At 73.4% G+C, this 24,461-nt stretch carries 18 protein-coding genes; 8 read left to right on the top strand and 10 right to left on the bottom strand.

Annotation, left to right across the window (positions count from 1 at the left end):
• Window positions 1-253: 253 nt before the first annotated feature.
• The 8 genes from MTQ01_RS00835 to MTQ01_RS00800 all read left to right on the top strand — a co-directional run bounded on the left by MTQ01_RS00835 (window position 254) and on the right by MTQ01_RS00800 (window position 15,175).
• Window positions 254-1,807 (top strand): MFS transporter, encoded by a 1,554-nt coding sequence (locus MTQ01_RS00835; RefSeq protein WP_247486350.1) that lies wholly within the window; start codon window positions 254-256, stop codon window positions 1,805-1,807.
• A 500-nt stretch (window positions 1,808-2,307) separates the two neighbouring features.
• Complete coding sequence (locus MTQ01_RS00830) at window positions 2,308-2,610, top strand: acyl carrier protein (protein WP_247486349.1); 303 nt, start codon at window positions 2,308-2,310, stop codon at window positions 2,608-2,610.
• Window positions 2,607-8,804 (top strand): type I polyketide synthase, encoded by a 6,198-nt coding sequence (locus MTQ01_RS00825; RefSeq protein WP_247486348.1) that lies wholly within the window; start codon window positions 2,607-2,609, stop codon window positions 8,802-8,804. The genes MTQ01_RS00830 and MTQ01_RS00825 overlap by 4 nt, the downstream gene beginning before the upstream one ends.
• Entirely contained in the window at window positions 8,801-10,495 is a 1,695-nt protein-coding gene (locus MTQ01_RS00820) for a long-chain-fatty-acid--CoA ligase (RefSeq protein ID WP_247486347.1), read from the top strand. Before MTQ01_RS00825 ends, MTQ01_RS00820 begins: the two co-directional genes overlap by 4 nt.
• Window positions 10,496-10,730: 235 nt before the next feature.
• Window positions 10,731-11,747: an LLM class flavin-dependent oxidoreductase gene (locus MTQ01_RS00815; RefSeq protein ID WP_247486346.1), complete on the top strand. Its 1,017-nt coding sequence runs from the start codon at window positions 10,731-10,733 to the stop codon at window positions 11,745-11,747.
• A gap of 116 nt (window positions 11,748-11,863) precedes the next feature.
• Window positions 11,864-12,631 carry an alpha/beta fold hydrolase gene (locus MTQ01_RS00810; RefSeq protein WP_247487623.1) on the top strand — a complete coding sequence of 256 codons (768 nt, stop codon included), beginning with the start codon at window positions 11,864-11,866 and terminating at the stop codon, window positions 12,629-12,631.
• 402 nt (window positions 12,632-13,033) lie between these two features.
• Window positions 13,034-14,242 (top strand): cytochrome P450, encoded by a 1,209-nt coding sequence (locus tag MTQ01_RS00805; RefSeq protein WP_247486345.1) that lies wholly within the window; start codon window positions 13,034-13,036, stop codon window positions 14,240-14,242.
• Between the two features lie 93 nt (window positions 14,243-14,335).
• Window positions 14,336-15,175, top strand: a complete 840-nt coding sequence (locus MTQ01_RS00800) for an alpha/beta fold hydrolase (protein ID WP_247486344.1) — start codon at window positions 14,336-14,338, stop codon at window positions 15,173-15,175.
• Window positions 15,176-15,629: 454 nt separating this feature from the next.
• On the opposite strand, the gene MTQ01_RS00795 is transcribed toward MTQ01_RS00800, so the two are convergent.
• The 10 genes from MTQ01_RS00795 to MTQ01_RS00750 all read right to left on the bottom strand — a co-directional run bounded on the left by MTQ01_RS00795 (window position 15,630) and on the right by MTQ01_RS00750 (window position 24,460).
• Window positions 15,630-16,070: a hypothetical protein gene (locus tag MTQ01_RS00795; protein ID WP_247486343.1), complete on the bottom strand. Its 441-nt coding sequence runs from the start codon at window positions 16,068-16,070 to the stop codon at window positions 15,630-15,632.
• 360 nt (window positions 16,071-16,430) lie between these two features.
• On the bottom strand, window positions 16,431-17,651 hold the full coding sequence (locus MTQ01_RS00790; protein WP_247486342.1) for a beta-ketoacyl synthase: 1,221 nt from the start codon (window positions 17,649-17,651) through the stop codon (window positions 16,431-16,433).
• Window positions 17,651-17,881: an acyl carrier protein gene (locus MTQ01_RS00785; RefSeq protein ID WP_247486341.1), complete on the bottom strand. Its 231-nt coding sequence runs from the start codon at window positions 17,879-17,881 to the stop codon at window positions 17,651-17,653. The genes MTQ01_RS00790 and MTQ01_RS00785 overlap by 1 nt, the downstream gene beginning before the upstream one ends.
• A 109-nt stretch (window positions 17,882-17,990) precedes the next feature.
• Window positions 17,991-19,046: a beta-ketoacyl-ACP synthase III gene (locus tag MTQ01_RS00780; protein ID WP_247486340.1), complete on the bottom strand. Its 1,056-nt coding sequence runs from the start codon at window positions 19,044-19,046 to the stop codon at window positions 17,991-17,993.
• A gap of 10 nt (window positions 19,047-19,056) precedes the next feature.
• Window positions 19,057-20,037 (bottom strand): VlmB-like protein, encoded by a 981-nt coding sequence (locus MTQ01_RS00775; RefSeq protein WP_247486339.1) that lies wholly within the window; start codon window positions 20,035-20,037, stop codon window positions 19,057-19,059.
• Window positions 20,034-20,768 carry a flavin reductase family protein gene (locus MTQ01_RS00770; RefSeq protein WP_247486338.1) on the bottom strand — a complete coding sequence of 245 codons (735 nt, stop codon included), beginning with the start codon at window positions 20,766-20,768 and terminating at the stop codon, window positions 20,034-20,036. Before MTQ01_RS00770 ends, MTQ01_RS00775 begins: the two co-directional genes overlap by 4 nt.
• Window positions 20,765-21,382 (bottom strand): hypothetical protein, encoded by a 618-nt coding sequence (locus MTQ01_RS00765; protein ID WP_247486337.1) that lies wholly within the window; start codon window positions 21,380-21,382, stop codon window positions 20,765-20,767. The genes MTQ01_RS00770 and MTQ01_RS00765 overlap by 4 nt, the downstream gene beginning before the upstream one ends.
• 3 nt (window positions 21,383-21,385) lie before the next feature.
• On the bottom strand, window positions 21,386-21,892 hold the full coding sequence (locus MTQ01_RS00760) for a type II toxin-antitoxin system RatA family toxin (protein ID WP_374207560.1): 507 nt from the start codon (window positions 21,890-21,892) through the stop codon (window positions 21,386-21,388).
• Window positions 21,889-23,205, bottom strand: a complete 1,317-nt coding sequence (locus MTQ01_RS00755; RefSeq protein ID WP_247486336.1) for an aminotransferase class III-fold pyridoxal phosphate-dependent enzyme — start codon at window positions 23,203-23,205, stop codon at window positions 21,889-21,891. Before MTQ01_RS00755 ends, MTQ01_RS00760 begins: the two co-directional genes overlap by 4 nt.
• A gap of 106 nt (window positions 23,206-23,311) precedes the next feature.
• Window positions 23,312-24,460, bottom strand: a complete 1,149-nt coding sequence (locus MTQ01_RS00750) for an acyl-CoA dehydrogenase family protein (protein ID WP_247486335.1) — start codon at window positions 24,458-24,460, stop codon at window positions 23,312-23,314.
• Window position 24,461 lies beyond the last annotated feature (1 nt).

Here is a 24,461-nt window from a genome sequence, read left to right as displayed (position 1 = left end):
GGGCGCCGGGGCGTGTGCCGAGCACGGGCGCCGGGCGCCACGCGGGCACACGGGCCGCTCCGGGCGCCCGTCCCGCCCGTCCCGCACGAGGCGTACGAGGCGTACGGGCCGCTCGGGGCGTACGGGGCGTACGGGGCGTACGGGGCGCGCGTCGGGACGGTGGGCGGCTGCGCGTCAACGCCGTGTCAGCGGACCCGGGCACGGTGCGGAGGGAACGAATGTCCCTACCACGCCGCGATTTGGAGCGCTCCTGATGACCACCGAGGCAGCACAAGACCGGAACACCGCACCACCCCCCGGCGCTGGGGCTACCTGGGGAACCCTGTTCGTGGTGCTGGTGGGCGCCTTCATCACCGTCCTCGACTACTTCATCGTCAACGTGGCGGTCCCCTCCGTACAGAGCGACCTGGGCGCCACCGCCTCCCAGTCCCAGCTGGTGATCATCGGCTACGGCGTGGCCTTCACCGCGGGGATGATCACCGGTGGTCGGCTCGGCGACCTCTACGGGCGCCGCCGGATGTACTCGCTCGGGCTCGCCCTGTTCACCCTGGCCTCGCTGGCGTGCGGCCTCGCGCCCGACCCGGAGACGCTGATCGCGGCCAGGATCGCCCAGGGCATCGCCGCCGCGCTGCTGGTGCCGCAGGTGCTGGGCATCCTCAGCTCGACGTACGAGGGGGAGCGGCGCGGCAAGGCGTTCAACGCGTACGGTCTCGCGGTCGGCATGGCCGGTGTCTTCGGCCAGCTCGTCGGCGGACTGCTGATCAGCAGCGACATCGCGGGGCTCGGCTGGCGGACGATCTTCCTGATCAACCTGCCGGTCTGCCTCGTCGCGCTGGCCTGCACCCGCCGCTGGGTTCCCGAGTCCCGTGGCGACAGCAGCGCGCGGCTGGACGTGCTGGGCGCGGTCCTGGTGACCGTGGCGCTGGTGGCGGTCGTGCTGCCGCTGGTGCACGGACACGAGCACGACTGGCCGGCCTGGGGCTGGGTGGTGCTGGCCGCCTCGGTGCCGCTGCTGCTGCTGTTCGTCGCGCACCAGCGCAGGCTCAGCTCCACGGGGCGCTCGCCGCTGATCGAACTCGCCCTGTTCCGGGAGCGCAGCTTCTCGGTCGGACTGCTGGCGATGGTCACCTACTTCATGGCGATGGGCTCCTTCTTCTTCCTGCTGGCGTACTTCCTCCAACAGGGCAGGGGCTACTCGCCGTTGGAGTCGGGACTGATCTTCTTCCCGCTGGGCGTCGGCTACTTCGGCGCCACGATGCTCTCCGGCCGTCTGAGCCCGCGCGCGAACGGCCTGGGTCCGGCGACGCTGGGTGTCGGATACGCGCTGCTGGGCACGATGGTCCTGCTGCTGGGCGAGGGCACCTCCGTTGTGTGGACCGTGCCGGCGCTCATCGTCGCCGGACTCGGGATGGGCATGACCACGGGACCGCTCACCGGAGCGGTGCTCGCCGGGGTCACCGAGCGGCACGCGGCCTCGGCCTCGGGCGCGGTCAACACCATGCAGGAGGGCGGCGCGGCGCTCGGCGTGGCGATCGCCGGCACGGTGTTCTTCCCGGTGCTCACCAGCAGCGACTCCTTCGAGCAGGCCTTCGTGCTCGGTCTCGCCCCGCTGGTCGTCTTCTGCGCGGCGGCTGCGGCGCTGTGGCGCGGAATGCACCCCGCCTCCGCCGGGGGCGGCGCGGCCACCGAGTCGCCGTCCGGTGCCGAGGGCGGCCCGGAAGCCGGCGGCACCGGGGCGGACGGCCCCGGTACGGGTGCCGCGAGCGGCGGCAGCGACCGGCCGGCGGCCCGGGAGACGGTCGGATAGCCGCAACGGCGCGGCCCGAGCGGGACGTTCGACGGCGGGCGTCACGGTGCACCGAGCACCGTGACGCCCGCCGTCGTGCTGTCCGGCGCGCAGCCGCCCCGGCGCGTACCGGTCCGGCCCCGGCGCGTACGGGGCCGGCGTGCGGGAGCGGGAGTGGGCACGTACGCCCGAGTGCGGGCCCGGCACGTACGCCGGTGTGCCCGTACGCCCAACTCCGCCCCGTACGCCCAACTCCGGCACGTACGCGCCCCGTTGCGGGAGCGCCGACCGCCGACCGCCGACCGCCGCCGGGCGCCGGGCGGCGGGCTGCGGCGGCGGGGTGCGATCAGCACCGCATCAGGGGCATGTCAGGTCCCGCTGTTTGCCTGGGCCCAGTGCCTGTCGTTCGGATCTTCGCCGGGCCAGCGACGCCCGGTGGGCAGCGCTCCTCGATCCGGCAAGGCCCAAACGACAGGCTCCGGCCCACACACCACGTCCTGACACTCGTCACGGGGGTTTCCATGACATACGCGGCATCGAGCTCCGAGCGCATAGGACTTCTGCCCGCCCTGGAGCGGCAGGAGGCGCTGGAGACGCTCGCCGTCCGGCACTTCAAGGCGGCCCTGCTGATGGAGGACGAGGAGGAACTCCCCCTGGACGCCAGCTTCTTCGACATCGGGCTGACGTCCCTGCGCCTGATGGACGTCAAGCAGAGCCTGGAGCAGGAGCTCGGTCTGGAGATCGACTCCACGGCCCTGTTCAACCAGCCCACCGTCGAGCAGCTCGTCGAGTACCTGAGCGGCATTCTGGAGGCCCGCGCATGAGTGAAGGCCAGCACCAGCCCGACCGCCCCGCAGGCGGGGAACGCACTCTCGACGCCTATCTGCGGGAGGTGGCCGGCCCCGCCCGTGCCGAAGAGGCGGACGCGGAGGAGCTGCTGAAGCGCAAGTACGAGCCGATCGCCGTCGTCGGCATCGGTCTGCGCTTCCCGGGCGGCAACGATTCGCCGGACGAGTTCGACGAGTTCCTGCGCACCGGGGGCTCCGGCATCGTCCCGCTGCCCGAGGACCGTTGGAACGTCGAGGAGTTCACCCCGCAGGACCCGGCCGACCCCGAGGAGAAGGGGCGCATCAGGACCTCCGGCGGCGGCTTCCTGGACCGCATCGACCTCTTCGACGCCCCCTTCTTCAACATCTCGCCCAAAGAGGCCCAGTACATCGATCCGCAGCAGCGGATGGTGCTGGAGACGGCCTGGAAGGCCCTGGAGCACGCCAACATCGACCCGACCGCGCTGCGTCGCGGCAACGGCGGCGTCTACATCGGCGCCAGTTCCATCGACTACGCGCTGGAGCTGGACGCCCTCCCGTACGACCAGCTGGACGGCCTGCTGGCGTCCGGCATCACGATGTTCCCGCTCTCCGGGCGGCTCTCCTACTTCCTGGGCTGGCGCGGGCCGAGCGTCAGCGTCGACACCGCCTGCTCCTCCTCGCTCGCCGCGCTCCACATGGCCGCGCAGGGGCTGCGCAACGGGGAGACCGACATCGCGCTGTGCGGCGGGGTGAACGCGCTGCACCACCCGCGCATCCCGGTGATGTTCAGCCACGCCAACATGCTTGCGCCGGACGGCCTGTGCAAGACCTTCGACGAGTCGGCCGACGGCTATGTGCGCGCCGAGGGCTGCGGAATCCTGGTGCTCAAGCGGCTCTCGGACGCGTCCCGGGACGGCGACGACGTCCTCGCGGTGATCCGCGGCACCGCCGTCGGTCAGGACGGCGACAGCGCCGGCCTGACCGTGCCCAACGGCGTCGCGCAGGAAGCGGTGATGCGCCGTGCGCTGGAGGCCGCGCTGCTGGAGCCGGCCGACATCCAGTACGTGGAGGCGCACGGCACCGGTACGCCGCTGGGCGACCCGATCGAACTCGGCGCCATCAACGACGCGTTCGCCTCCGGACACTCGAAGGAGTCGCCGCTGCTGGTCGGTTCGGTGAAGACCAACCTCGGGCACATGGAACCGGCCTCCGGCGTGGTCGGCCTGATCAAGGCCGTGCTCCAGCTGCGCAGCGGCACCGTCTATCCGCACCTGAACCTCGACAACCCCTCGGGCCGCATCCCCTGGGACGTCTACGCCGTGAAGGTGCCGAAGGAGTGCACGCCCTATCCGGCCGGCACCCGGCGGGCCCTGGTCAACAGCTTCGGTTTCGCCGGGACCATCGGCGCCGCCGTACTGGAGGAGGCCCCCCGCCTGGCCGACGCGCGCACGACGGCGGGCAGCACGTCCGCCGACAGCGCGACTGCGGGCAGCACGTCCGACGCCCGCGCGACGGCCGACAGCGCGACGGCCGACAGCGCGTCCGCCGCCGCGCCGCCGCGGCTGTTCACCGTCTCCGCCAAGAGCGACGCCGCGCTGACCGCGCAACTGGCCCGCTACCGCGAGCTGTTGGACGCCCGCCCGGACCTCGACCTGGACGCGCTCTGCCACACCGTCCAGACCGGCCGCGCGCACTTCTCCCACCGCCTCGCGCGCCCCTTCACCGACCGCGACGACCTGCTCGCGCACCTCGACGAGGAGATCGCGCGGGAGAAGCGGCCGGCCGCGGCGCGCATCCGCAGAACCGCGTTCCTCTTCACCGGACAGGGCTCGCAGTACCCGGGCATGGGCGACGCGCTCTACCGGCGCCACCCGGTCTTCCGCGAACTGGTCGACGAGTGCGACGCGCTCTTCGCGCCGCTGATCGGACGTTCGGTGCGGGAGCTGGTCACCAGCCGCGAGGTGACGGTCGAGGATCTCGGCGAGACCGCCCACACCCAGCCCGCGCTCTTCACCCTGGAGTACGCGCTGGCGGGGCTCTGGACCTCCTGGGGGGTTCGGCCGCAGGCGCTGATCGGTCACAGCATCGGCGAGGTGGTCGCCGCGACCGTCGCCGGGCTGTTCACGCTGCCGGACGCGGTCACCCTGGTCGCCGCCCGGTCGCGGCTGATGCAGTCGGTGCGCGCCGACGGCACGATGGCCGCGGTGTCCGCCCCCGCGGAGGACGTCGAACCGCTGCTCGCGGACCACCCCGAACTGGCGCTCGCCGCCGTGAACGCGCCCGACCAGTGCGTGATCTCCGGCGCGCGCGCCTCCGTCGAGGAGGTCTGCGCCGGGCTCGTCGAACAGGGCGTGCGGGTCAGCCCGTTGACCGTCTCGCACGCCTTCCACTCCCCGCAGATGGCGGAGGTGTACGACGAGTTCCGTGCCGCGATCGCCGACGTCTCCTTCCACGAGCCGAGGATCACCCTGATCTCCAACGTCACCGGCAGGCCCGCCCGGCTCGCCCAGATCGGCAACGCCGACTACTGGGTGCGCCACATCGGTGAGCCGGTGCGCTTCATGGACGGCATCCGCGCGGTGGCCAAACGCGGACGGCACGCCCTGATCGAGATCGGCCCGTCCACCGCGCTCACCGCGCTCGCCAAACGCTGTGTGCCCGCCGAGGACCACCTCTGGCTGCCCTCCCTGCAGAAGCGCGTGCCGGACGGAAGCGAGCTGCTCCGCTCGCTCGCCGACTACTACGCGGCGGGCCTGACGGTCGGTTGGGACGGCTACCAGGGCGCACACGCGCCGACCAGGGTGACGCTGCCCACCTACGCCTTCCAGCGCAGACGGCACTGGCTGCCCGTCGCACTGCCCTCGGCCGACAACGCCGGCTCCGCGGGGCCGGCGACCCATCCGCTGCTGGGCACCCCGGCCGACCTCGACGCGGACCGAGCCGCCGCCGGCATCCGGGAGTTCACCGCCGTACTGGGTGCGCGCCGGCTGCCCGCGCTGGCCGGCTACCGCACCCCCGACGGTGCCGAACTCCCGCCGGGCGCCCACGTCGAGCTGCTGCTCGCGCTTCAGGACGCGGTGTACGGGCGCACCGACGCGGCTGTCCGCGCCCTGCGTCTGCACCGCCCGCTGCCGCTGCCCGAGGAGTCGGACACCGCCGCGACGGTCGAACTCCGCACCCGGCTGGTGCCGTTGCCCGACAGCGGCGCCGAGGTGCAGGTCGAGATCCTGAGCGGGCACGGCGAACAGGAGGTGCTGCACGCGGACGCGCTGCTGGACCTGCGGCCGAGCCAGACGGGAGACCTGGCGACCCGCAAGCTGCTGCGCGCCGAGGCCGAGGCCGTCGAGGTGCTGGAGACCGTGGAGGGCGTGGACGTCTACACCGACCTCACGGCCGCCGGGCACGAATTCGGCGCCCGGCTGGGAACGTTGGAGCGGGTCACCCGGTACCGCGGCGACCTGCTGGTGGGCGAACTGTCCGTGCCGCCGGTCGGCGCGCTGGACCAACTGCCGCTCGCCGCGCTCTCCGGCGCCCTGCACGCGCTGTCCGTCGTCGACCACCGGGCGCCTGCCCTGGCGCCGGTGCGGTTCGGGGCGATCCGGCTCTACAAGAAGCCGCGCGCCGACCGGCTGCGGGTGCTCGCCCGCCTCCGGCACGACGCCGGTGCCCGCCGCGGGTCCGATCCGGGGGCGGACGGTCAGCGGACCGCCGACCTGCTGCTGATGGAGGGCGACCAGCCGGTGGCCCTGTTCGCGGACGTCGAACTCGCCCGCGCCCAGGAGCCGGACCGGCAGCGGAACTTCCTCCACCGACCGCGCTGGCTGCGGCGCACCGCGGCGCCCCTCGACGGCACGCCCCTCGACGGCTCGCCCCTCGACAGTGCGCCCGCCGCCGAGCGCCACGCCGTCGCCGTACTGCCCGCCGCCGCGCCCGTACGGGGTCCGCTGGCCGAACGGGCCGCCGCGGCCGGGGCGCGGCTGAGCACCGTGGCGGACACCGCGGCGCTGCGCGAGGCGCTGCGCGATCCGTCCGTGACGGAGGTGGTGTGGTTCTGGCGGCCGGGCGAGCAGCGCGAGACCGGTGGTCCGGCCTCGGCCGAGACCCTGCGCGCCGAGTGCGAGGACAACTACCGCCGGCTGCTGGAGACCGTCGCCGCCCTGGCGGACGCCACCGGCCGCTCGCCGCGGCTGTGGCTGGTGACCGAGCGCGCCCAGTGGCTGCCCGACGATCTGCCCGGCACGGGCGAGCAGTTGGCGGCCGGCACACTCTGGGGCTTCGGCCACACCCTGCTCAACGAGTACCCGCAGTACCGTCCGACCCTGGTCGACCTGCCGACCGGCGGCGACCCCGGCGGCCTGGTCGCCGAGTGGGCGGTGCCGGAGGAGGGCGAGCACCAGATCGCCTTCCGCGACGGCGGCCGGTACGTGCGGCGGCTGCTGCCCGGCGACCGCTCTCCGGACTGGCCCGGCGGCTTCGAACTGCGGCCGGCCGCGGCCGGGGAGCACACCGAGATCGTCCCGGTCCCCGCCGCCGACCGGCCGCCGCTCGCCGGCGAGGTGCAGGTCCGGGTGTACGTCGCCGGGCTCTGCGCCGCCGATGTGCGGCGGTCCGCGGAGGGCGAGGACACCGTTCTGGGCACCGGTGCCAGCGGTGTCGTGCTGGCGGTGGGCGAGGGCGTCGGGCTGCCGGTCGGCAGCCAGGTGCTGCTGCGCACCGGGGGCACGCTCCGGCGTACCGTGACGGTCCCGGCCGGCGAGGTCTCGCCCGTGCCCGCGGGCACTCCGCTGACCGAGGCCGCGGCCGCACTCGCCGCCGAGCTGGACACTCCCGAACCCGACGCAGCCCGACTCGAGGCCGGCGCAGCCGACTCGGCCGGGCCGGACCTGTCGGTGGGCGAACTGCCCGGGGCCGGCGGCGACGCCCGTTCCGAGGTGGTCTGCTACGGGCTGGAGGAGACGGACGAGGCGCTTGCCGCGCTCGCCCGCGGCGCCGCACCCGGCACCGTGGTGGTCTGCCTCCACCCGGGCGCCGAACCGGGCCGCCGCCCGGAAGCCGCGGCGCACGGCCCCGCCCGGACTCCGGGTCCCGACGGCGAGGAGGCCGTCGGCGTCCGGCCGGACCGGCTCTATCTGATCACCGGTGGTCTCGGCGGCCTCGGTCTGGTGACCGCCCGCAAGCTGGTGGACCTCGGGGCGCGGCACCTGGCCCTGGTCAGCCGCGGCGGCCGGGCGACGCCCGAAGCGGCGCCGGTGCTCGCGGAGTTGGAACGGCGTGCCGAGATACGACTGCTGCGCGCCGACGTCTCCCGGCCCGAGGACGTCAAGCGGCTGACCGCCGAACTCGGCGAGATCGCCGCGTCCGGCTGTCCGGTGGGCGGCATCGTGCACGCGGCCGGCGCCATCGGCAAATCGCTGGTCGCCAACCTGACGTGGGAGGAGATCGACACCCAGTTCGGCCCCAAGGTCTACGGCGGCTGGCTGCTGCACGAGGCCGCCGAGTCCTTCCCCGAGCTGGACTTCTTCATCTCCTACTCCTCGATCGCCGCCGTCGTCGGCGGAGCGACCCAGGCGCACTACGCGGGAGCCAGTGCGTTCCTGGACGGGCTGACGGAGTGGCGGGCCGCGAAGGGACTGCCGGCCACCTCCGCCAACTGGGGCGCCTGGGCCGCGGTGGGCATGTCGGCGCGGCTGGACGACTCGCTCGGCAAGGAGATCGTCCGGGGCGGCATCTCCTTTTTCTCGCCCTCCAGGGCGCTGCGCACCCTGGACCGGATGTGGCGCGAGGGCGCCGTACGACGCGTCGTGGGCGAGGTCGACTGGCACCGCTTCACCGAACTCTCGCCCGTGGACAACCGGTTGTACGCCCGGCTCGTCGCGCCGGGCTCCGGCCGGGACACCGAGGGCGCCGAAACCCTCGACGTGGCCGCCCTGGTGGCGCTGCCCGACCGGGAGCGCGGCGCGGCCATCGCCGGCGTCGTCACCGAACGGGTGGCCGCCACCCTGCGGATGGCGCCGGACGATCCGCTGGACCCCACCGCGGAGTTCGTCTCGCTGGGTCTGGACTCGCTGATGGGGATGGAGGTCAAGAGCGGCCTGGAGAAGGCGTTCGGGCTGGCGCTGCCCGCCTCGCTCGTCTTCGACCACCCGTCGGTCCAGCAGCTCAGCGACTTTCTGGAGAGCAGGCTCGTACCGCAGGAGGCAGCCGCATGACGGAGACCACAGCCACCACCACCCGGCGCGAGCCGGGCCTCCCCGCGGAAGGCGCCCAGGACGGGCCCGACGGGGGAGCGCGGACGGGCTGGACGCTTGCCGCCCGCAGCGCCGAGCACGCGGCGCTGCGGCCGGACCACCCCGCCGTCCGCTGTGAGGACCGCACCCTCACCCACGCCGAGCTGCACCGCTACAGCAACCGACTGGCGCACGGCCTGCGCGCGGCCGGAGTGGGGCGCGCGGACCGGGTCGCCTTCCTCGGCCGCGAGTCCGAGGACTACTACGCGCTGGTCCTCGCCTGCGCCAAGGCCGGCGCGGTCATGGTCCCGGTCAACTGGCGCCTGACCGGCGGCGAGGTGGACCACATCCTGCGCGACTCGGGAGCCCGACTCCTGTTCGTGGAGGAGGAGTTCGCCGCCGTCGCCGAGCGGATACTGCCCCGGCTGCCGGAGGTGGGCGAGGTCGTCAGAACCGACGGCCCCACCGACGGCCCCACCGACGGCTCCACCGACGGCGACGGTCGCGTGGGCCGGGGGGCGGGGCTGCGGCGCTGGTGCGCGGCCCGTCCGGAGACCGACCACTCCCCCGGCACCGGACCCGACGACCCCGTCGCGCAGATCTACACCAGCGGGACCACCGGCCTGCCCAAGGGCGTGGTGCTGGCCCAGCGCAGCTTCTTCACGCTGCCGCGGGCCATGCGTGCCGAGGGCGTCGCGTGGATCGACTGGCTCCCGGAGGACGTCAACCTGATCTCGCTGCCGGGCTTCGGCATCGCCGGACTCGGCTGGTTCCTGCACGGCTTCAACGCGGGCGGCACCAATGTGGTGATGCGGATGTTCGTCGCCAAGGAGGCGGTGGCGCTCATCGAGCGGCACGGGGTGACCACGACCTTCGCCGCTCCGGCGATGCTCCGGATGATGCTGGACGAACCCGCCGCCTCCGCCGAGGCGTTCGCCTCGCTGCGCAAGATCGCCTACGGTGCTGCGCCCATCTCGGAGCCGCTGCTGCGACGCAGCATGGAGGTCTTCGGCTGCGAGCTGGCACAGATATACGCCAGCACCGAGACCGGCAGCGTCGCGGTGAGCCTGCCCCCGGAGGAGCACACTCCGGGCAATCCGCTGCTGCTCTCGGTCGGCCGCGCCTGCCCGGGCAACGAACTGCGGATCGTCGACTCGCGGGGGCGGGAGCTGCCGGCCGGCGAGATCGGCCAGGTGTGCATCCGTACGCCCTCGGCGATGCTCGGCTACTGGCGGTTGCCGGAGGTGACCGCCGCGACGCTCGTCGACGGCTGGCTGCACATGGGCGACGCCGGCTATCTGGACGAGGCGGGGAACCTCTTCCTCTGCGACCGCATCAACGACACGATCATCGTGGGCGGTCAGAACGTCTACCCGGCCGAGGTGGAGAAGGCGCTCGCCGAGCATCCCGCGGTGGCCGACTCCGCGGTCGTCGGCCTGCCCGACCCGCGCTGGGGCGAGACGGTCCAGGCCGTGGTGGTGCTGCGCGAGGGCGCCGCGGCGACGCCCCGTCAGCTGCTGATGTTCCTGCACGGGCGCATCGCCGACTACAAGATCCCGTGCGACTACCGGTTCACCGACACGCTGCCCCGCAACCCCTCGGGCAAGGTGCTGCGGCGCGAGATACGCGAGCGGCTGCGCGAGCAGCCGACGGCGGCCCCCGACCGGCCCTGACCCGCGCGCAGCGCCCGCCGTACACCCGCCGCGTCCGCCGTACCCGACAACTCGCGTACGGGCCGCACCCATCCACCACACGCGTCCACCGCACGGAACGCGTCCGCCCCGGTCGAACCGGACCACGGCCCGAACCGGACCGGGCCGGACCGGACCCGCGCCGGACCGGACCCGCGCCGGACCCCGGGGCGACCGCGGACGCGCTCACCACGACGCCACGAAGGGACTCACGCACATGGCCACATCAGACGCTCCCAGCACCGCCCCCGGCGGCGCGCCGACGGGGGCGGTCAACATCGGCGTTCTGCTGCCGACCAGGGAGCAGGCCATCACCGGCACGTTCGACGCCGATCCGCTGCTCCAATTCGCCCGCAGCGCCGAGGAGTTGGGATTCGACTCGGTGTGGACCGGCGATTCGCTCGTCGCCCGGCCGCGGCTGGACCCGCTGGTGGTGCTCGCCGCGGCGGGCGCCGCGACCAGCCGCGTCACCCTGGGCACGGCGGCGCTCACACCCGCGCTGCGGCACCCGCTGATCGGCGCCAACATGCTCGCCAGCCTGGACCACGTCTGCGGCTCGCGGCTCGTGCTGGGGCTGGGCTCGGGGTTCCCGGTGCCCGAGACGGAGGCCGAATTCGCCGCGGTGGGCGCCGAGTTCGGCGGCCGGGCCGGTCGGCTGGACGAGATCACCCGGCTCTGGCGCACCGCGTGGCGCAGCCACGAACCGGGCGCGCCCACGGACTTCGAGGGGCGCTACTGGCAGGCCGACGGGCTCGACCGGCTGCCCCGGACCCGTACGCCGGGCGGCCCGCCGCTGTGGCTGGCCGGCAGCGACACCCCGCGCGTGCTGGCCAGGGTGGCACGCGGGTACGACGGCTGGCTGCCGTTCCTGCCCACCGCAGCGGCGTACGGCGCCGCGCGGCGCACGCTGGCCGAACTGACCGTGGCGCAGGGGCGCCCGGCGGACGCCGTCACTCCCGGCTTCTACGCGACCCTCACCGTCAACGACGACGAGGAGCGCGCCAAGGAGGAGCTGGAGCACTACGTCGAGCACTACTACGGCCGCTCGCTGGAGGCGATGGCGACGATCCAGGCGTACGCCTGGGGCAGCCCGGCCAAGTGCGCGCAGTGGCTCGCCGGCTATGTGCACCAGGGCGCCCGGCACATCGTGCTGCGGATCGGATCGCTCGACCCCGAGCCGCAGTTGAAGCAGATCGCCGAGGAGCTGCTGCCGGCCGTCCGCGCCCTCGGCTGAACCTGCCGGGGCGTCAGCGCGGTCGTGACCGCGAGTCAACCGGGTCGCCAGCGGCGGCAGCCCACTTCCAACGCACACCAAGGAGTCCACACGTGGGGGACAACCCAGTACAGGACATGTCGACCGCGGGCCACTGGTTCCACCCGGTCGAGCCCTCCGACGAGGCCGAGACCCGGCTCTTCCTGCTGCCGCACGCCGGCAGCGGGGCGATCATCTACCGGGACTGGGCGGAGCTCCTCCCGCCCACGATCGCACCGCAGGCCGTCACCCTCCCCGGCCGGCACAACCGCCGGGAGGAGGAGACCTTCGAGAAGTGGGACCCGCTGCTCGACGCGCTGTACGAGGCGGTCGTGGCGGAGATCGACGACCGTCCGTTCGCCTTCTTCGGCCACTGCCTGGGCGCCCAGCTCGCCTACCGGCTGACCGTCCGGCTCGCGGAGGACGGGATGCCGGCGCCGGCGCTGCTCGGCACCTCCGGCTGGTCGCCGATCGGCTTCTTCCAGCCCACGGAGGAGCAGAGCCGGATGCCGGACCCCGAACTGGTCGAGTGGATCAAGAAGTTGGGCTCCTTCCCGGCGGAGGTCTACGACAACCCGGAGATGCTCGCCCTGGTCGTGCCCGCGCTCCGGGCCGATCTGCGGGTCGCGGCGCAGTACGTCGACGACGGCGTGACGGTGGACTGCCCGTTCGTCTCCTACGGCGGCAGGTCCGACCCGCTCCAGGAGACCGACGACGCGATGACGCACTGGAAGGACCGCGGCGAACGGTACCTGGGGCACCGGGAGTTCTCCGGCGGCCACTTCTACATCGACCAGCACGCCGCTGCCGTGACCGCCGACTTCGCCCGTCATCTGGACCGGCTGACGGCGTCCGTCTCCGGCTGAACCGCGGCGCCGCCCGCCACCTGCCGCCCCCGGCGCAGGCGGCGGGCGCGTCCCGTCCGGGGCCGCACCGACGGGCGGTCCGCGGGGTCCGCGGGCGGGGCCGCAGGGGTCAGGTACCGGTCAGGAGCCGGTCAGAGCCCTCGTACACAGTGCGGCGAACAACGAGACGGCCGCCGAGCCGCCTCCCGCCCCGCCCCGCCCCTGCGCGCACCGGTCCCGCCGCGCGCCCCGCACTCCTGCGCGCCCGCGCCCGAGCGGACCCGCGCTCCACGGACGCCGCCCCGGCGTGCCCGCCCCCGAAGCACTCGACCCGAACGCGCGCCCCCCAAGCCCCGAACGCGCGAACCCCCGAACCCCCGAACCCGCGAACCGCCGAACCCCCGAACCGCAAGGAGTCGTTGGATGCTGGACGAACAGGAGAAGGTTCTCGACTGGCCGCTCGCCCGGACCTGTCCCATGTCCGTACCGCCGGAACTGGCCGAACTGCGCGACGAACCGCCGTGCGCGGTACGCATACCCGAGGGGGCCGTGGGCTCCCGGCGGGCCTGGCTGCTGACCCGGCACGCGGACGTGCGGATGGCCCTGATGGACCCCCGGATGAGCGCGGACGAGGGCCTGCCCGGCGCGCCCGTACGCATCCAACTGCCGCCGGGCGAGCGCCCCTCCTCCTTTCTGCGGATGGACGCGCCCGACCACGGCAGGCTCCGTACGCTCGTGACCTCGGACTTCACCGCCCGCAGGGTGCGCGCGTACCAGCCGGGCATCGAGGAGCTGGTCGACCAGCTGCTCGACGGCCTCGCGGGCCGGGACAAGCCGGCCGACCTCTGCGAGAACTTCACCACCCAGCTGCCCACCCAGGTCATCGCCCGCGTCCTCGGGGTGCCGCGCGAGGAGTCCGAGCGCTTCGTACGGCTGACGCGGATCACCATCGGTCAGGGCGACCCGGCCGCCTCCTGGGCCGCGTACCAGGAACTCACCGCCTTCCTCACCGAGTTGACGCTCGCCAAGCAGTCGGACCCGGCGGACGACATCATCAGCCGGCTGGCGTCCCAGCACGTCGCGAGCGGGCGGATCACGGTCAAGGAGGCCGTGGGCATAGCCCTGCTCGTGCTGGTCGCGGGTCACGAGACCACCACCAACCAGCTCGCGCTCAGCACCCTCAACCTGCTCCTCGACGAGGAGCTGAAGCGGCAGGTGCTCGCCGACGACGGCAAGCTGCTGCCCGCCTTCATCGAGGAGTCGATGCGCTACTGGTCCATCTCGCAGGACGCGATCGTCCGGCTCTGCCTGGAGGACATGGAGGTGAGCGGCGTACGGATCTCCAAGGGCGACGCCGTCGTCATCTCCATTCCGGCGGCCAACTGGGACGAGAACGTCTTCCCCGACGCGGGCCGGATCGACGTCCACCGGGACACCGGCGAACACCTCCAGTGGGGCATCGGCCCGCACTTCTGCCTGGGCGCGCCGCTCGCGCGACTGGAGATCGAGCTGGCGATCAGATCGCTCTTCGCCCGCTTCCCGGACCTGCGACTGGCCTGCGACAGGGAGGAGCTCCCCTTCCGGCACGAGACGGTCTTCTACGGGCTGCACTCGCTGCCGGTCACCTGGTGACCACCGCGGCCGGCAGCGAACCCGGCCGTCCGGAAACGTCAACGCGCCGCGCGCGAACGCGAGTTCGCGCCGGCGCGACCGAAGGAGGCAACCGTGCCGACGGTCTCGGCCAAGGACGGAACACAGATCCACTACAGCGACGCCGGCAGCGGCCCGCCCGTGGTGTTCCTCAACGTCGCCATGCTCGACTCCCGCATGTGGCACCGCCAGGTGGACGCGCTCGTGGAGCGCGGCCTGCGCTGCGTCACCTACGACCGGCGCGGCTGCGGCCGGTCCGACCATCCCGCCCAGGGCTACGACTACGACACCCTCGCCGACGACCTCGCCGCGCTGCTGGACCACCTCGAACTGACCGGGGTCACCCTCGTCGGCTACGCGGTCGGCGGCGGCGAGGCCGTGCGCTATCTGACCCGGCACGGTGCGCACCGGGTGGACCGGCTGGTACTCGCCGCCTCCGCCACCCCGGTGCTCCACCGCACCGAGGGCAACCCGGACGGCCTGGTGCTGGAGGAGCTGGAGCCGATGTTCGCCGCGATGCGCGCGGACCTCCCGGGCTTCCTGGAGCAGCTGTCCGTACCGTTCTTCGGCGGCCCGGCGGCCACCGAGCAGAACCCGGGCAGTTCCGCCGAACTCCGTTCCTGGGTCGCCCGGTTGGCGATGGACACCGCCCCGCACGCGGCCGAGGCGCTGTACCGGATGCTGCTCGGCGAGGACTTCAGGGCCGAGCTGCCGCTCGTCGGCGTGCCGACCCTGGTGGTGCACGGCGACGCGGACGTGGGCAGCCCCTTCGGGCTCTGCGGCCCGCCGACGGCGGCGCTGGTGCCGGGCAGCTCCCTCTCGGTGTACGAGGGCGCGGCGCACGGTCTGTTCGCCACGCACGCCGAGCGGTTCAACGACGATCTGGTGGACTTCGTGGGCCGCGGACCGCGCTGATCGCGCCACCGCCGCACACACCGCGAGCAGGGCCCGGCAACCGCCGGGCCCTGCTCCTTCGCGCCCGCCCGCCCCGCGTGCCGCGTGCCGCGCCCGCCTGCCCCGCACCGAGTCCCGGCCGTGCGCGCTCGTGCGCCGGGGGAGGCGGGCGCGGGAGGACGGGTGCGGGACGAGTGCCTGGGGTCGGTCAACTCCGCACGCAGAGCTGCCGGTTGGACACTCCGAGCCGGGGGCGTCCGGCCGGCCCGGTCGTCCCCACCGCGAGCCGGTTGCCCCACCGCGAGCCGGTCGTCCCGTTCGCGAGTCGGCCGCGCCGGCAGGCGCCCGCCGCACGCGGGAGCGGCGCGACGCCCGTACCCCGGGGGAGGGGTGTACGGGCGCCGCGCCGCTCGGACTCTCGTACGGCGGGGTGGGGCGGGCGTCAGACACCCGCACCCGCACCGTACGGGCGCGTTCAGCCGCCGGTGGCCGCGCGCAGCTTGCGCAGCGAGAGGTGCTGGAGCAGGGCGAACCCGCCGACCACCACGGCCTGCATCGGAATCCAGAAGGCGCCCACGGTGCTGGGGCTCAGCCACAGCACGAGCGCGGCCACGCTCGCGACGGCCCACAGCGCGTTGGCCTCGATGACCAGCTTGGTCCCGAGCACCGAGGGCGAGGGCTGGGACGCCAGATAGCCGACGAACGCGCCGTACGCCGCCAGGAAGACGCCGATGCCCAGCAGGAACGTGCTGCTCAGGCCGAGCAGGTCGGCCACCGGCCCCGAGAACGCCAGGTAGATGAGGCCGTTGCCGCCCGTCACGACGGCGTCCAGCGTGAGGAACATGCGCAGTGGCTTCGCCGCGGCGGGTGCTGCCGTCGTTGCCGTGCCGCCGGTGGCGGAGGTGTAGGTGGTCATGTCTTACTCCCGGTCGGTGTGTGGTCGGACGTTCGTGCATCCGTGCGGTCGCGCTGCGTAGTCGTTCTCGGGCGGACGGGGTCGGTTGTCGCGGACGGGGGTCGGGTGGAACCAGGTGCGGGTCAACGGGTGTGGTGCGCTCGCGCGGTGCGGTCGCACCGTCCGGCCTACCCGCGCGCTCCCGCGGTGCGGTGCCGCGCGACCGCAGACCCGGACGTCGGGACCGCGGCCCGGCACCTGCGGCGCGGCAGGGGTCCGGAACGGTGCCCGGCCAGCGTCCCCGGATGCGCTGACGGAGGGCTGACGCCGTGTCCGGCGGACGCCTCTTCGGCGGGAGCGGGCCGCCGCCGAAGAGGCGTGTCAGGGTGCCGCGGCCACCAGCACGGTGTTCTGTCCGCCGAAACCGAAGGAGTTGCTCATCGCCAACTGCGCCGCGCACGGCGTCGGTTCGGTGGCGATCTCGATGTCGACGGCCGGATCGGGGGTGGTCAGATTGGCGGTGGGCGGAACGAGGCCGTTCCGCAGGGTCAGCAGTGTCAGGGCGGCCTCGACCGCGCCCGACGCTCCCAGCAGATGGCCCGTCACCCCCTTCGTCGAGGTGACCAGCGGCCGGCCGGGCAGCACCCGGCCGAGCATCTGCCCCTCCACGCGGTCGTTGAGTGGGGTGGAGGTGCCGTGCGCGTTGACGTGGCCGATGTCCCGCACGGCCGTGCCGGCGTCGGCCAGTGCCCGCCGTACGGCCGCCTCGGTGCCGTGTCCCTCCGGATGCGGCTTGGTCATGTGGTGCGCGTCCGCCGAGGCGCCGTAGCCGATGATCCGGCCGTGGCTGCGCGCACCCCTGGCGCGGGCGTCGGCCGCCCGCTCCAGCACCAGTACGCCCGCGCCCTCGCCGGCGACGAAACCGTCCCGGTCCACGTCGAACGGCCGGGAGGCCAGGGCCGGTTCGTCCTCGCGGCGGGAGAGCGCGCCCATCTGCGCGAAGCCCGCCATGGTCACCCGGCCGAGCATCGCCTCGGAGCCGCCGGTCAGCACCACGTCGCAGCGGTCGGCGGCCAACAGGTCCCTCGCGGTGCCGATCGCGGTCGCGCCCGAGGCGCAGGCGGTCGCCACCACGAGGTTGGGCCCCGTGGCGCCGAACTCCATCGCCATCTGTCCGGCGAGCATGTTGGGCAGATGCATCGGCAGCAGCAGCGGCGAGACCCAGCGTGCGCCCTCCGCGAGGAAGGTCTGGTTCTGCTGCTCCATGGTGGCCGTGCCGCCGTCGGCGGTGCCCAGGACGACGCCGACCCGGGCGCCGTCCCAGGTCCGCGGGTCCAGTCCGGCGTCGGCCAGCGCCTCCTTCGCGGCGACCAGCGCGAACTGTACGAAGGGGTCGAGCCGGTGGGCCCTGCGCTGTCCCAGGAGTTCACCGGCGTCGAAGTCGGGGACCCGGCAGGAGATCCGGACCGGGCAGGCGTCCAGCGCCGGGTCCACCGCCGCCCGGGAAACTCCCGAGCAGACGGCCTCCCAGTTCTGCTGCACGCCCACCCCGGCCGGGGTCACCAGTCCGAGTCCGGTTACCGCAGCCTCGAATCCGGACATCAGACCCTGGCACTCCGCTCGTCCATGAGACGCACGATGTCTCCCACGGTCTCGGCCTCGCTGAGCTCGTCCTCGGACACGGTGAGCCCGAGCTCCTTCTCCAGCACGAGGGACAGCTCGACGATGGCCAGCGAGTCCAGGTCGATCTCCTCGGGCGTGGCCTCGGCCGTGATCGTGTCGGGCGACACCTTCAACTTGTTGACCAGGATGTCCTTGAGCGTTTCGAACATGTCGATCTCCTTCGGTGCGGATGGACGGATGGACGGATGGACGGATGGGTCGGCGGTTCGTGCCGGCCGGCCGGAGCAGCCGGGACTGCCGGGGGTCTCGGACGGGTCGTCAGTGCGGGAGGTCGGGCCAGACCACCGTGGTGGCGCCCCAGGCGAGCCCCGCGCCGAACGCGGTGAGCAGCAGCCGGTCGCCCGCCCGGAGCGAGCGGTCGGCGTGGGAGTGGTGCAGCAGCAGCGGGATGCTGGCCCCGCCGGTGTTGCCCACGTGTTCGATGTTGGAGAGCAACCGGTCCTCGGGCAGGCCCAGTTCCTCGCCGACCGCGCCCAGGATCCGGGCGTTGGCCTGGTGCGCGGCGACCCGGTCGACGTCCGCCAGCCGCCAGCCGGCGGAGCCGACGGCCTGCCGGGAGACGGCGGACATGCGTTCCACCGCCTGTCGGAACGTCTGCTGCCCGCTCATCCGGAAGTAGGTGTCGCTCTCCGGCGCGGGCACCCCGGTGGAGCGCTGGCGGGAGCCGCCGGCCGGTACCTGGATCAGCTCCGACCGGCTGCCGTCGCTGCCCAGGAAGACCCGCCCCAGAGCCCCGGGTTCGTCCGGCCGCCCCGCCCGCAGCACGACGGCACCCGCGCCGTCGGCGAAGATCACGGCCGTACCGCGGTCCTGCGGGTCGATGATCGTGGTGAAGGCGTCCGCACCGATCACCAGGACCCGCTCCGCCGTACCGGCCGCGATCAACCCCTGGCCGGCCGCCAGGGCGTAGAGGAAACCGGTGCACACGGCCGAGACGTCGAAGGCGGCGCTGCCGTTGAGGCCGAGCCGGTCGGCCACCTCGGGGGCGGTGGCGGGGCACGGCCGGTCCGGAGTGGTGGTGGCCAGCACCACCGCGTCCGCGCCGTTCTCGCCGTCCGCCCGGCCGGCCGACTTCAGTGCCAGCCGCCCGGCCTCCACGGCCAGGTCCGAGGTCGCGTCGCCGGGTGCGACGACGTGCCGGGTGGCGATGCCCGTGCGGGAGCGGATCCAGCTGTCCGAGGTGTCCAGCCGGGCGCTGAGCTCGGCGTTGGTCACCCGCCGCGGGGGGACCCAGCCGCCCAGCCCGGCCAGTACGGCGGACCGGCCCGGCGCGGGCCCGGGCCAACGGCCGGGCGGGGCCTCGCTGTTCGACACCGCGGCCTCCTCAGCCCTGTCCGGAGAGAATGCCGACGGCGTCCGCCAGGCCCATGTACTCCATCCGGACCTCGGCCATCTCGTCGGTCCAGCGCTCGGCCGTGTCGTAGCGCTCCTCGGGCGTGGTGTCGAGCATCTTTCGGCCCGGCCACACCTCGTAGTCGCCGACCGCGTCCGCGTGCTGCTCCATGCCCTGCTGGAACAGCTCCTCGCGGTGCAGGACGAACTCCCTGTCCGGCACCCGGTCCCACAACTCCCGTCCGGCGCGCAGGATCTCCATCAGCCGCGGCCGGTACTCGGGGTGGGCGATCAGATGGTCCCGCATCAGCGAGCTGCCGACCGCCAGGTGGCGGATCTCGTCGATCGCCGCGGTGCGGGACAGCTCGGCCGCGGCCGGGTCGAGCCGGTCCCACTTGCGCTCGCTCAGCTCCGCCGCGGGGGCCAGCACCCCCTCGATGACGATGGTGAAGACCGCCACGCCGCCGGCGAAGTCGCCCTGGTCGCGCACGATGTCGAGAGTGAACTCCTCGACCGGTGCGAGCACTCGGCGACGGTAGTCGGCGGCCATCTCCTCGATGTCGGCGACCAGGGTCTTCTCCGGCATCCCCAGTTCGACCAGGTGGTTGCGGAAGACGCGGGCGTGCCGCGCCTCGTCGATCATCTGGGTCGCGTAGAACTCCATCTCCGGGATGCCGGGCGCGCGGTCGACGTAGTGCGCCAGCAGCCGGGTGGCGATCTCCTCCGCCAGCGAGCGGTAGCCGAGCTCCAGCACCATGGCCTCGCGCAGCGGTCCGGGTTCCTTCATGAACGCGGGGATCTCGGCGTCCCCGGTGTGCCCGCTGACCCCGCGTCCGCGCAGGGTGCCCTGGGCCACCTCGGTGAACCAGTAGGCGAGATCGCAGCGTTCGGCGGTCAGTTCCAGGGTCTTGGCACCGTCCAGCAGCCCTGGTGCGGTGTCGAAGTCGGCTTCGTGCGCGACGGGCGTGTTCATCGATTCTTACCTTCCTCGCCTGCGGCGATGCTCGGTACGGGGGTGCCGGCGGTGGCGCTCGCCCGGGCGGCGCCCGCGGTCGGCGGCAGCCCGGTCGGGTCGTACGGCGCGGCAGCGGGCAGCGTCGGTGCGGTCAGCGCCGGGGCCCCGGCCGGGGTGGCGGGGGATGCGACGGCCGGCAGTGCGGAGGCCGGGAGCGCGTTCGCCGGGTCGTACAGCGCGGGGGCGTGCAGTGCGCCCGCGTAACTCAGCAGCGGTTCACCGCCGTTGGCGGTCGCCTCGGTGACCAGTCCGAGCAGCACCTCGTGGTCGCCGACCGGCACACAGCTGCTCAGCCGGCAGGTCAGCTGGGCCACCGCGCCGTCCAGCAGCGGAGCGCCGCCGGCGGCCCGCGAGCCCGGCATCCAGTCGACCCCGTCGAACTGGGCCGCGCCCTCGGGCCGGTCCCGGTTGGCGAACCAGCGGGCGAGCGCGTGCTGTTCGCCGCTCAGCACGTTGGCGACGAACCGCTCCTCGGTGCGGACCAGATCGGCCATGGCCGATCCCGGCCGCAGACAGACACCGATGATCAGCGGCTTGCGGGAGACCGAGGTCAGCGTGGAGACCGTGGTCCCGTGCATCCGGTCCCCGCTGCGGACGGTGAGCACGGCGACGCCGGAGGCCAGCGAACGCAGCACCGCGTTCCTCCGGCGGACCGCCTGCGGACGGGCCGGCGCCGCCTGGGTGCTCACGACTCCGCGCCCGTCACCGCGGCCGGCACCCGCGGCGCGTCGCTCCCGGGTGCGCCGCCGCGGCCCGGCGAAGCGGCCGATCCCGACTCCTTGCCGGACTCCGTACCGCCCTCGCCGTCCGGTGCGGACTCCACGGGCGGCAGCGGGTCCGGGGCGACGCCGGCACGGCCCGAACGGGCGGCCACCTCGTCCAGGAGCTGGTTGAAGCGGGGGTCGACGACCGGCTCGAAGTGCAGGCCGAAGGGCTTGAGGAAGTTGCCGAACAGCCCGCGGTCGCCGAAGAGATGCCACGGAATGGCCAGCAGCGCCCACTCGGGCCCGACGAACAGGCACCACAGCCCGATCACCGCAGCCTGCGTGAGCAGGCTGTGCATCGTGTTGTAGAGGACGTAGTACGCCTTGTGGATCTGTTTGGTGCGGCTGCGGTGGTAGGCGATCGCGCCCGGTATGTAGCCGATGAGGTCGATGTAGAGGAAGAGCGCGATCGCCACCGGCCAGCGGATCTCGTCGAAGTGCGCGACGGCGAATCCCGTGGTGACGGCGAAGGCGAGCAGGTACTCGGCCCGGTGCAGACGTGCGGTGACCGGGGTGTCGAAGACGTTGCGCTGGTCCATGTCTCAGCCCTCGCCGGATGTCGCGCTCGGGGCCGCGGTCGCCGGCAGCTCGATCTCGCCGAGCAGCTCGACCTTCTCGAACAGCCCGGTCACCGCCCAGGCGATGGTCTCCCTGATGACGCGCTGGGCGATCGGGTCGAGGATGGACTCCAGGCTCGGGATGCCGAAGTCGAACTCGCAGGAGAAGCGGACGCCCACATCGTCGCCCTGCTGCTCGATCTGCCAGGTCCCGGAGAACTCGTCGAAGTCCCCGTCGGACTGGGAGAAGCCGATCCGCAGCTTCTCCCGGTCGAAGGTCTCGTCCTCCGTCCAGCGCAGCAGCCCGCTGCGGAAGTGCAGCGCCCAGCTGGAGCTGCCCCTGGGGTCGGGCAGCGTGCTGTGAACGGTCGTCTCCCGCACGTGCGGGGCGAGTTCGGGATAGCGGTCCCACCGCAGGATGTTGTCGAAGACGTGCTCGGCGCTCTCGCCGTGCACCTGGGCTTCGAGTTCCACATGACGCACCGTGCTCACCTCACGTTTTTCGGCATGGTGGCCTTGCCGGCGACCAGGTCGCGGCAGGCCTTCTCGAAGGAGCCGAGCAGGTGCTCCACCTCGTTGTCGGTCAGCGTCGCGGGCGGGGTGAACCGCACGACCGTGCTGCCGTTCATCGAGTGGTTGGCAACGACTCCGTTGTTGAACAGCTCGATGAGCAGTTCACCGGCCAGACCGCCCTCGATCAGCTCGACGCCGATCAACAGGCCCTGGCCGCGCACCTCCACCACCAGGTCGGGGATGGTGCGTTCGGCGATCTCCCTGATGCGCGGCAGCAGCGTCGCGCCCAGATCCATCGCCCTGGTGACCAGGCGGTCCTCCTGGATCGCCCGGATCGCGCCCTGGACGGCGGCCATCAGCAGCGGCTGCCCGGAGAAGGTCGCGGTGTGGACGTAGGGGTCCTTGTCGAACGGGCGGAACGCCTGCCGGGTGGCGATGGCCGCCGACACCGGGGCGACGCCGCCGCCCAGCGCCTTGCCGGCGAGCAGCACGTCCGGCACGACGCCCTCGAAGTCGGCGCCCCACCACTCGCCGAGGCGGCCCATCCCGGACTGGACCTCGTCCAGGATCAGGAACCCCTCGTACTCCTTCACGAGTTCGGCGACCCTGGTGAGGTAGCCGCGCGGCGGGAGGATCACGCCGCCCTCGCCCTGGACCGGCTCCAGGATCACGCAGCACTCGCCCGGGTGCGCGGCCAGTTCGCGCTCCAGCGCCTCGGCGTCGCCGAACGGAAGGTGGACGGCGTCGGGCAGCAGCGGCCGGAAGGGCTTCTGGTAGACCTCCTTGGCGGTCGCCGTCAGGGCGCCCATCGTCTTGCCGTGGTAGCCCTTCTCCATCGAGACGATGCGCCGGCGGCCGTTGGCCCGGGCCAGCTTCAGACCGGTCTCCACCGCCTCCGCGCCCGAGAGGCCGAAGTGCACACGGTCCAGCTGCTCGGGCAGCGTGGAGACCAGCGCCTCGGCGGCGCGGGCGACCGTGGGCTCCAGCAGGATCCGGGTGGCGGTGGGATGGGTGGTGAGCTGGCGCTGCACCTCCTCGACCACCAGCGGGTGCCGGGCGCCCATCAGGAAGACGCCGTAGCCGCCCGCGTTCAGGAAGCGCTCGCCGTCGCTGGTGTGCAGCCAGGCGCCCTTGGAGGCGATCTCCATGTGGCTGCCGAAGAGTTCGGCCAGGGTCGCCCGGCCCTTGCTGAGGTGTGCCCGGTAGAGGCCGAGGATCTCCGCCTCGGTGTCCGCGCCGCGCGGCGGGTCACCGAGGCGCGGCAGTTCCGGTGCTTCGGGAAACGTGGTCACGGGAATCTGGCTCCTTCTCTGGGGCGGAGGTCGAAGTGCGCCGGTTCTCCCCGGCGCGAAGTGCGCCGGTCGTCCGGTCCGGAGCGGTCCGGTCGTCCGGTCCGGGTCAGGCCAGTTCGAGCGATCCGCCGGCGAACCAGCCGAGCAGCGGCTCCGCGGCGGCGACCCTGGACGGCGGGTGGAACGCCAACGGCCGTACGGCGCGGGCGAGTCGGGAGTGGTCGGAGGACTGGATGAAGTCCATGCCGCCCAGCAGCTCCAGCGCCTGGTCGGCGACGGCGGCCATCGACTCCTGCGCGGCGTACCGGGCGACCAGCACCGCGGCCACCGCCTCCTCGCCGGCCAGACCGTCCCGCACCGCCCGGGCGGCGCCCTCCAGCAGGGCGAACGCGGCCTCGGACCGTACGGCGAGCTGGGCGCGCTCGGTGCTGGGGCCCCTGCCGCGCCGCAGCACCTCCTCCACCAGAGCGGCGGCGGCACCGGCGTAGCAGGAGGAGATGATCAGCTCGAACCAGACGAAACCGGCGGTCTGGAGATCGTCGAGCCGGGTCGGATCGTCCTCGGTGGTCGTCACGAGCAGGTCCTCGGGGACGAACACGTCCTCCAGCCGCACCTCGTCGCTCTCCGCGGCGGCCAGCACCTCGTTCCCCCAGAAGGGGTGCACCGAGATGCCCGGCGAGTCCGCGGGGACGAGCGCGAGTGCCAGCCCCGGTGCGCCGTTCGGGCCGGGCAGGGCGGTGGAGGCGGTCAGCAGGTCCATCGAACGGGCCAGGCTGCACGGCTTCTTGGCACCGCTCAGCAGGTAACCGCCCTCGGTCGGGCGGGCGTTGACCGTGGGCGCGAGGATGTTCTGAGCGGTCCGCCCCTCGGACCAGCCGGAGGCCATCAGCCGCCGGCCCGGTACGACGTCGGCCAGCACCGCGTTCTGCGCGTCGGTGAGCCGCCCGGCCGTCTCCGCCAGCGAGAACAGCATCGCGGCGGTGAAGTGGTGCATGGCGGTGCCGGCCGCGAGGGAGGGCGAGTAGGAACCGAGCGCCCGCATGACCTGTACGGCCTCGACCGGGTCGGCCGCGTGCCCGCCGTACTCGGTCGGTACGAGCAGTCCGACCCCGTCGTGCCGGCGGAAGAGGTCGATCACGGCGCTTCCCCCGTCGCCGGGGCTCTCCCGCTCGGCGAACGGGATGGCGTCAAGTGCCTTGCACAGACCGGGATGCAGCCGGTCACAGGTGTCGCGGGCGTTGTCGAGAGTGCGCATG

The organism is Streptomyces sp. XM4193 (assembly GCF_023072595.1).
Lineage (GTDB): Bacteria > Actinomycetota > Actinomycetes > Streptomycetales > Streptomycetaceae > Streptomyces.
Note: the sequence above shows the minus strand (reverse complement) of the source record. Positions and strands in the feature narration are given on the sequence as shown.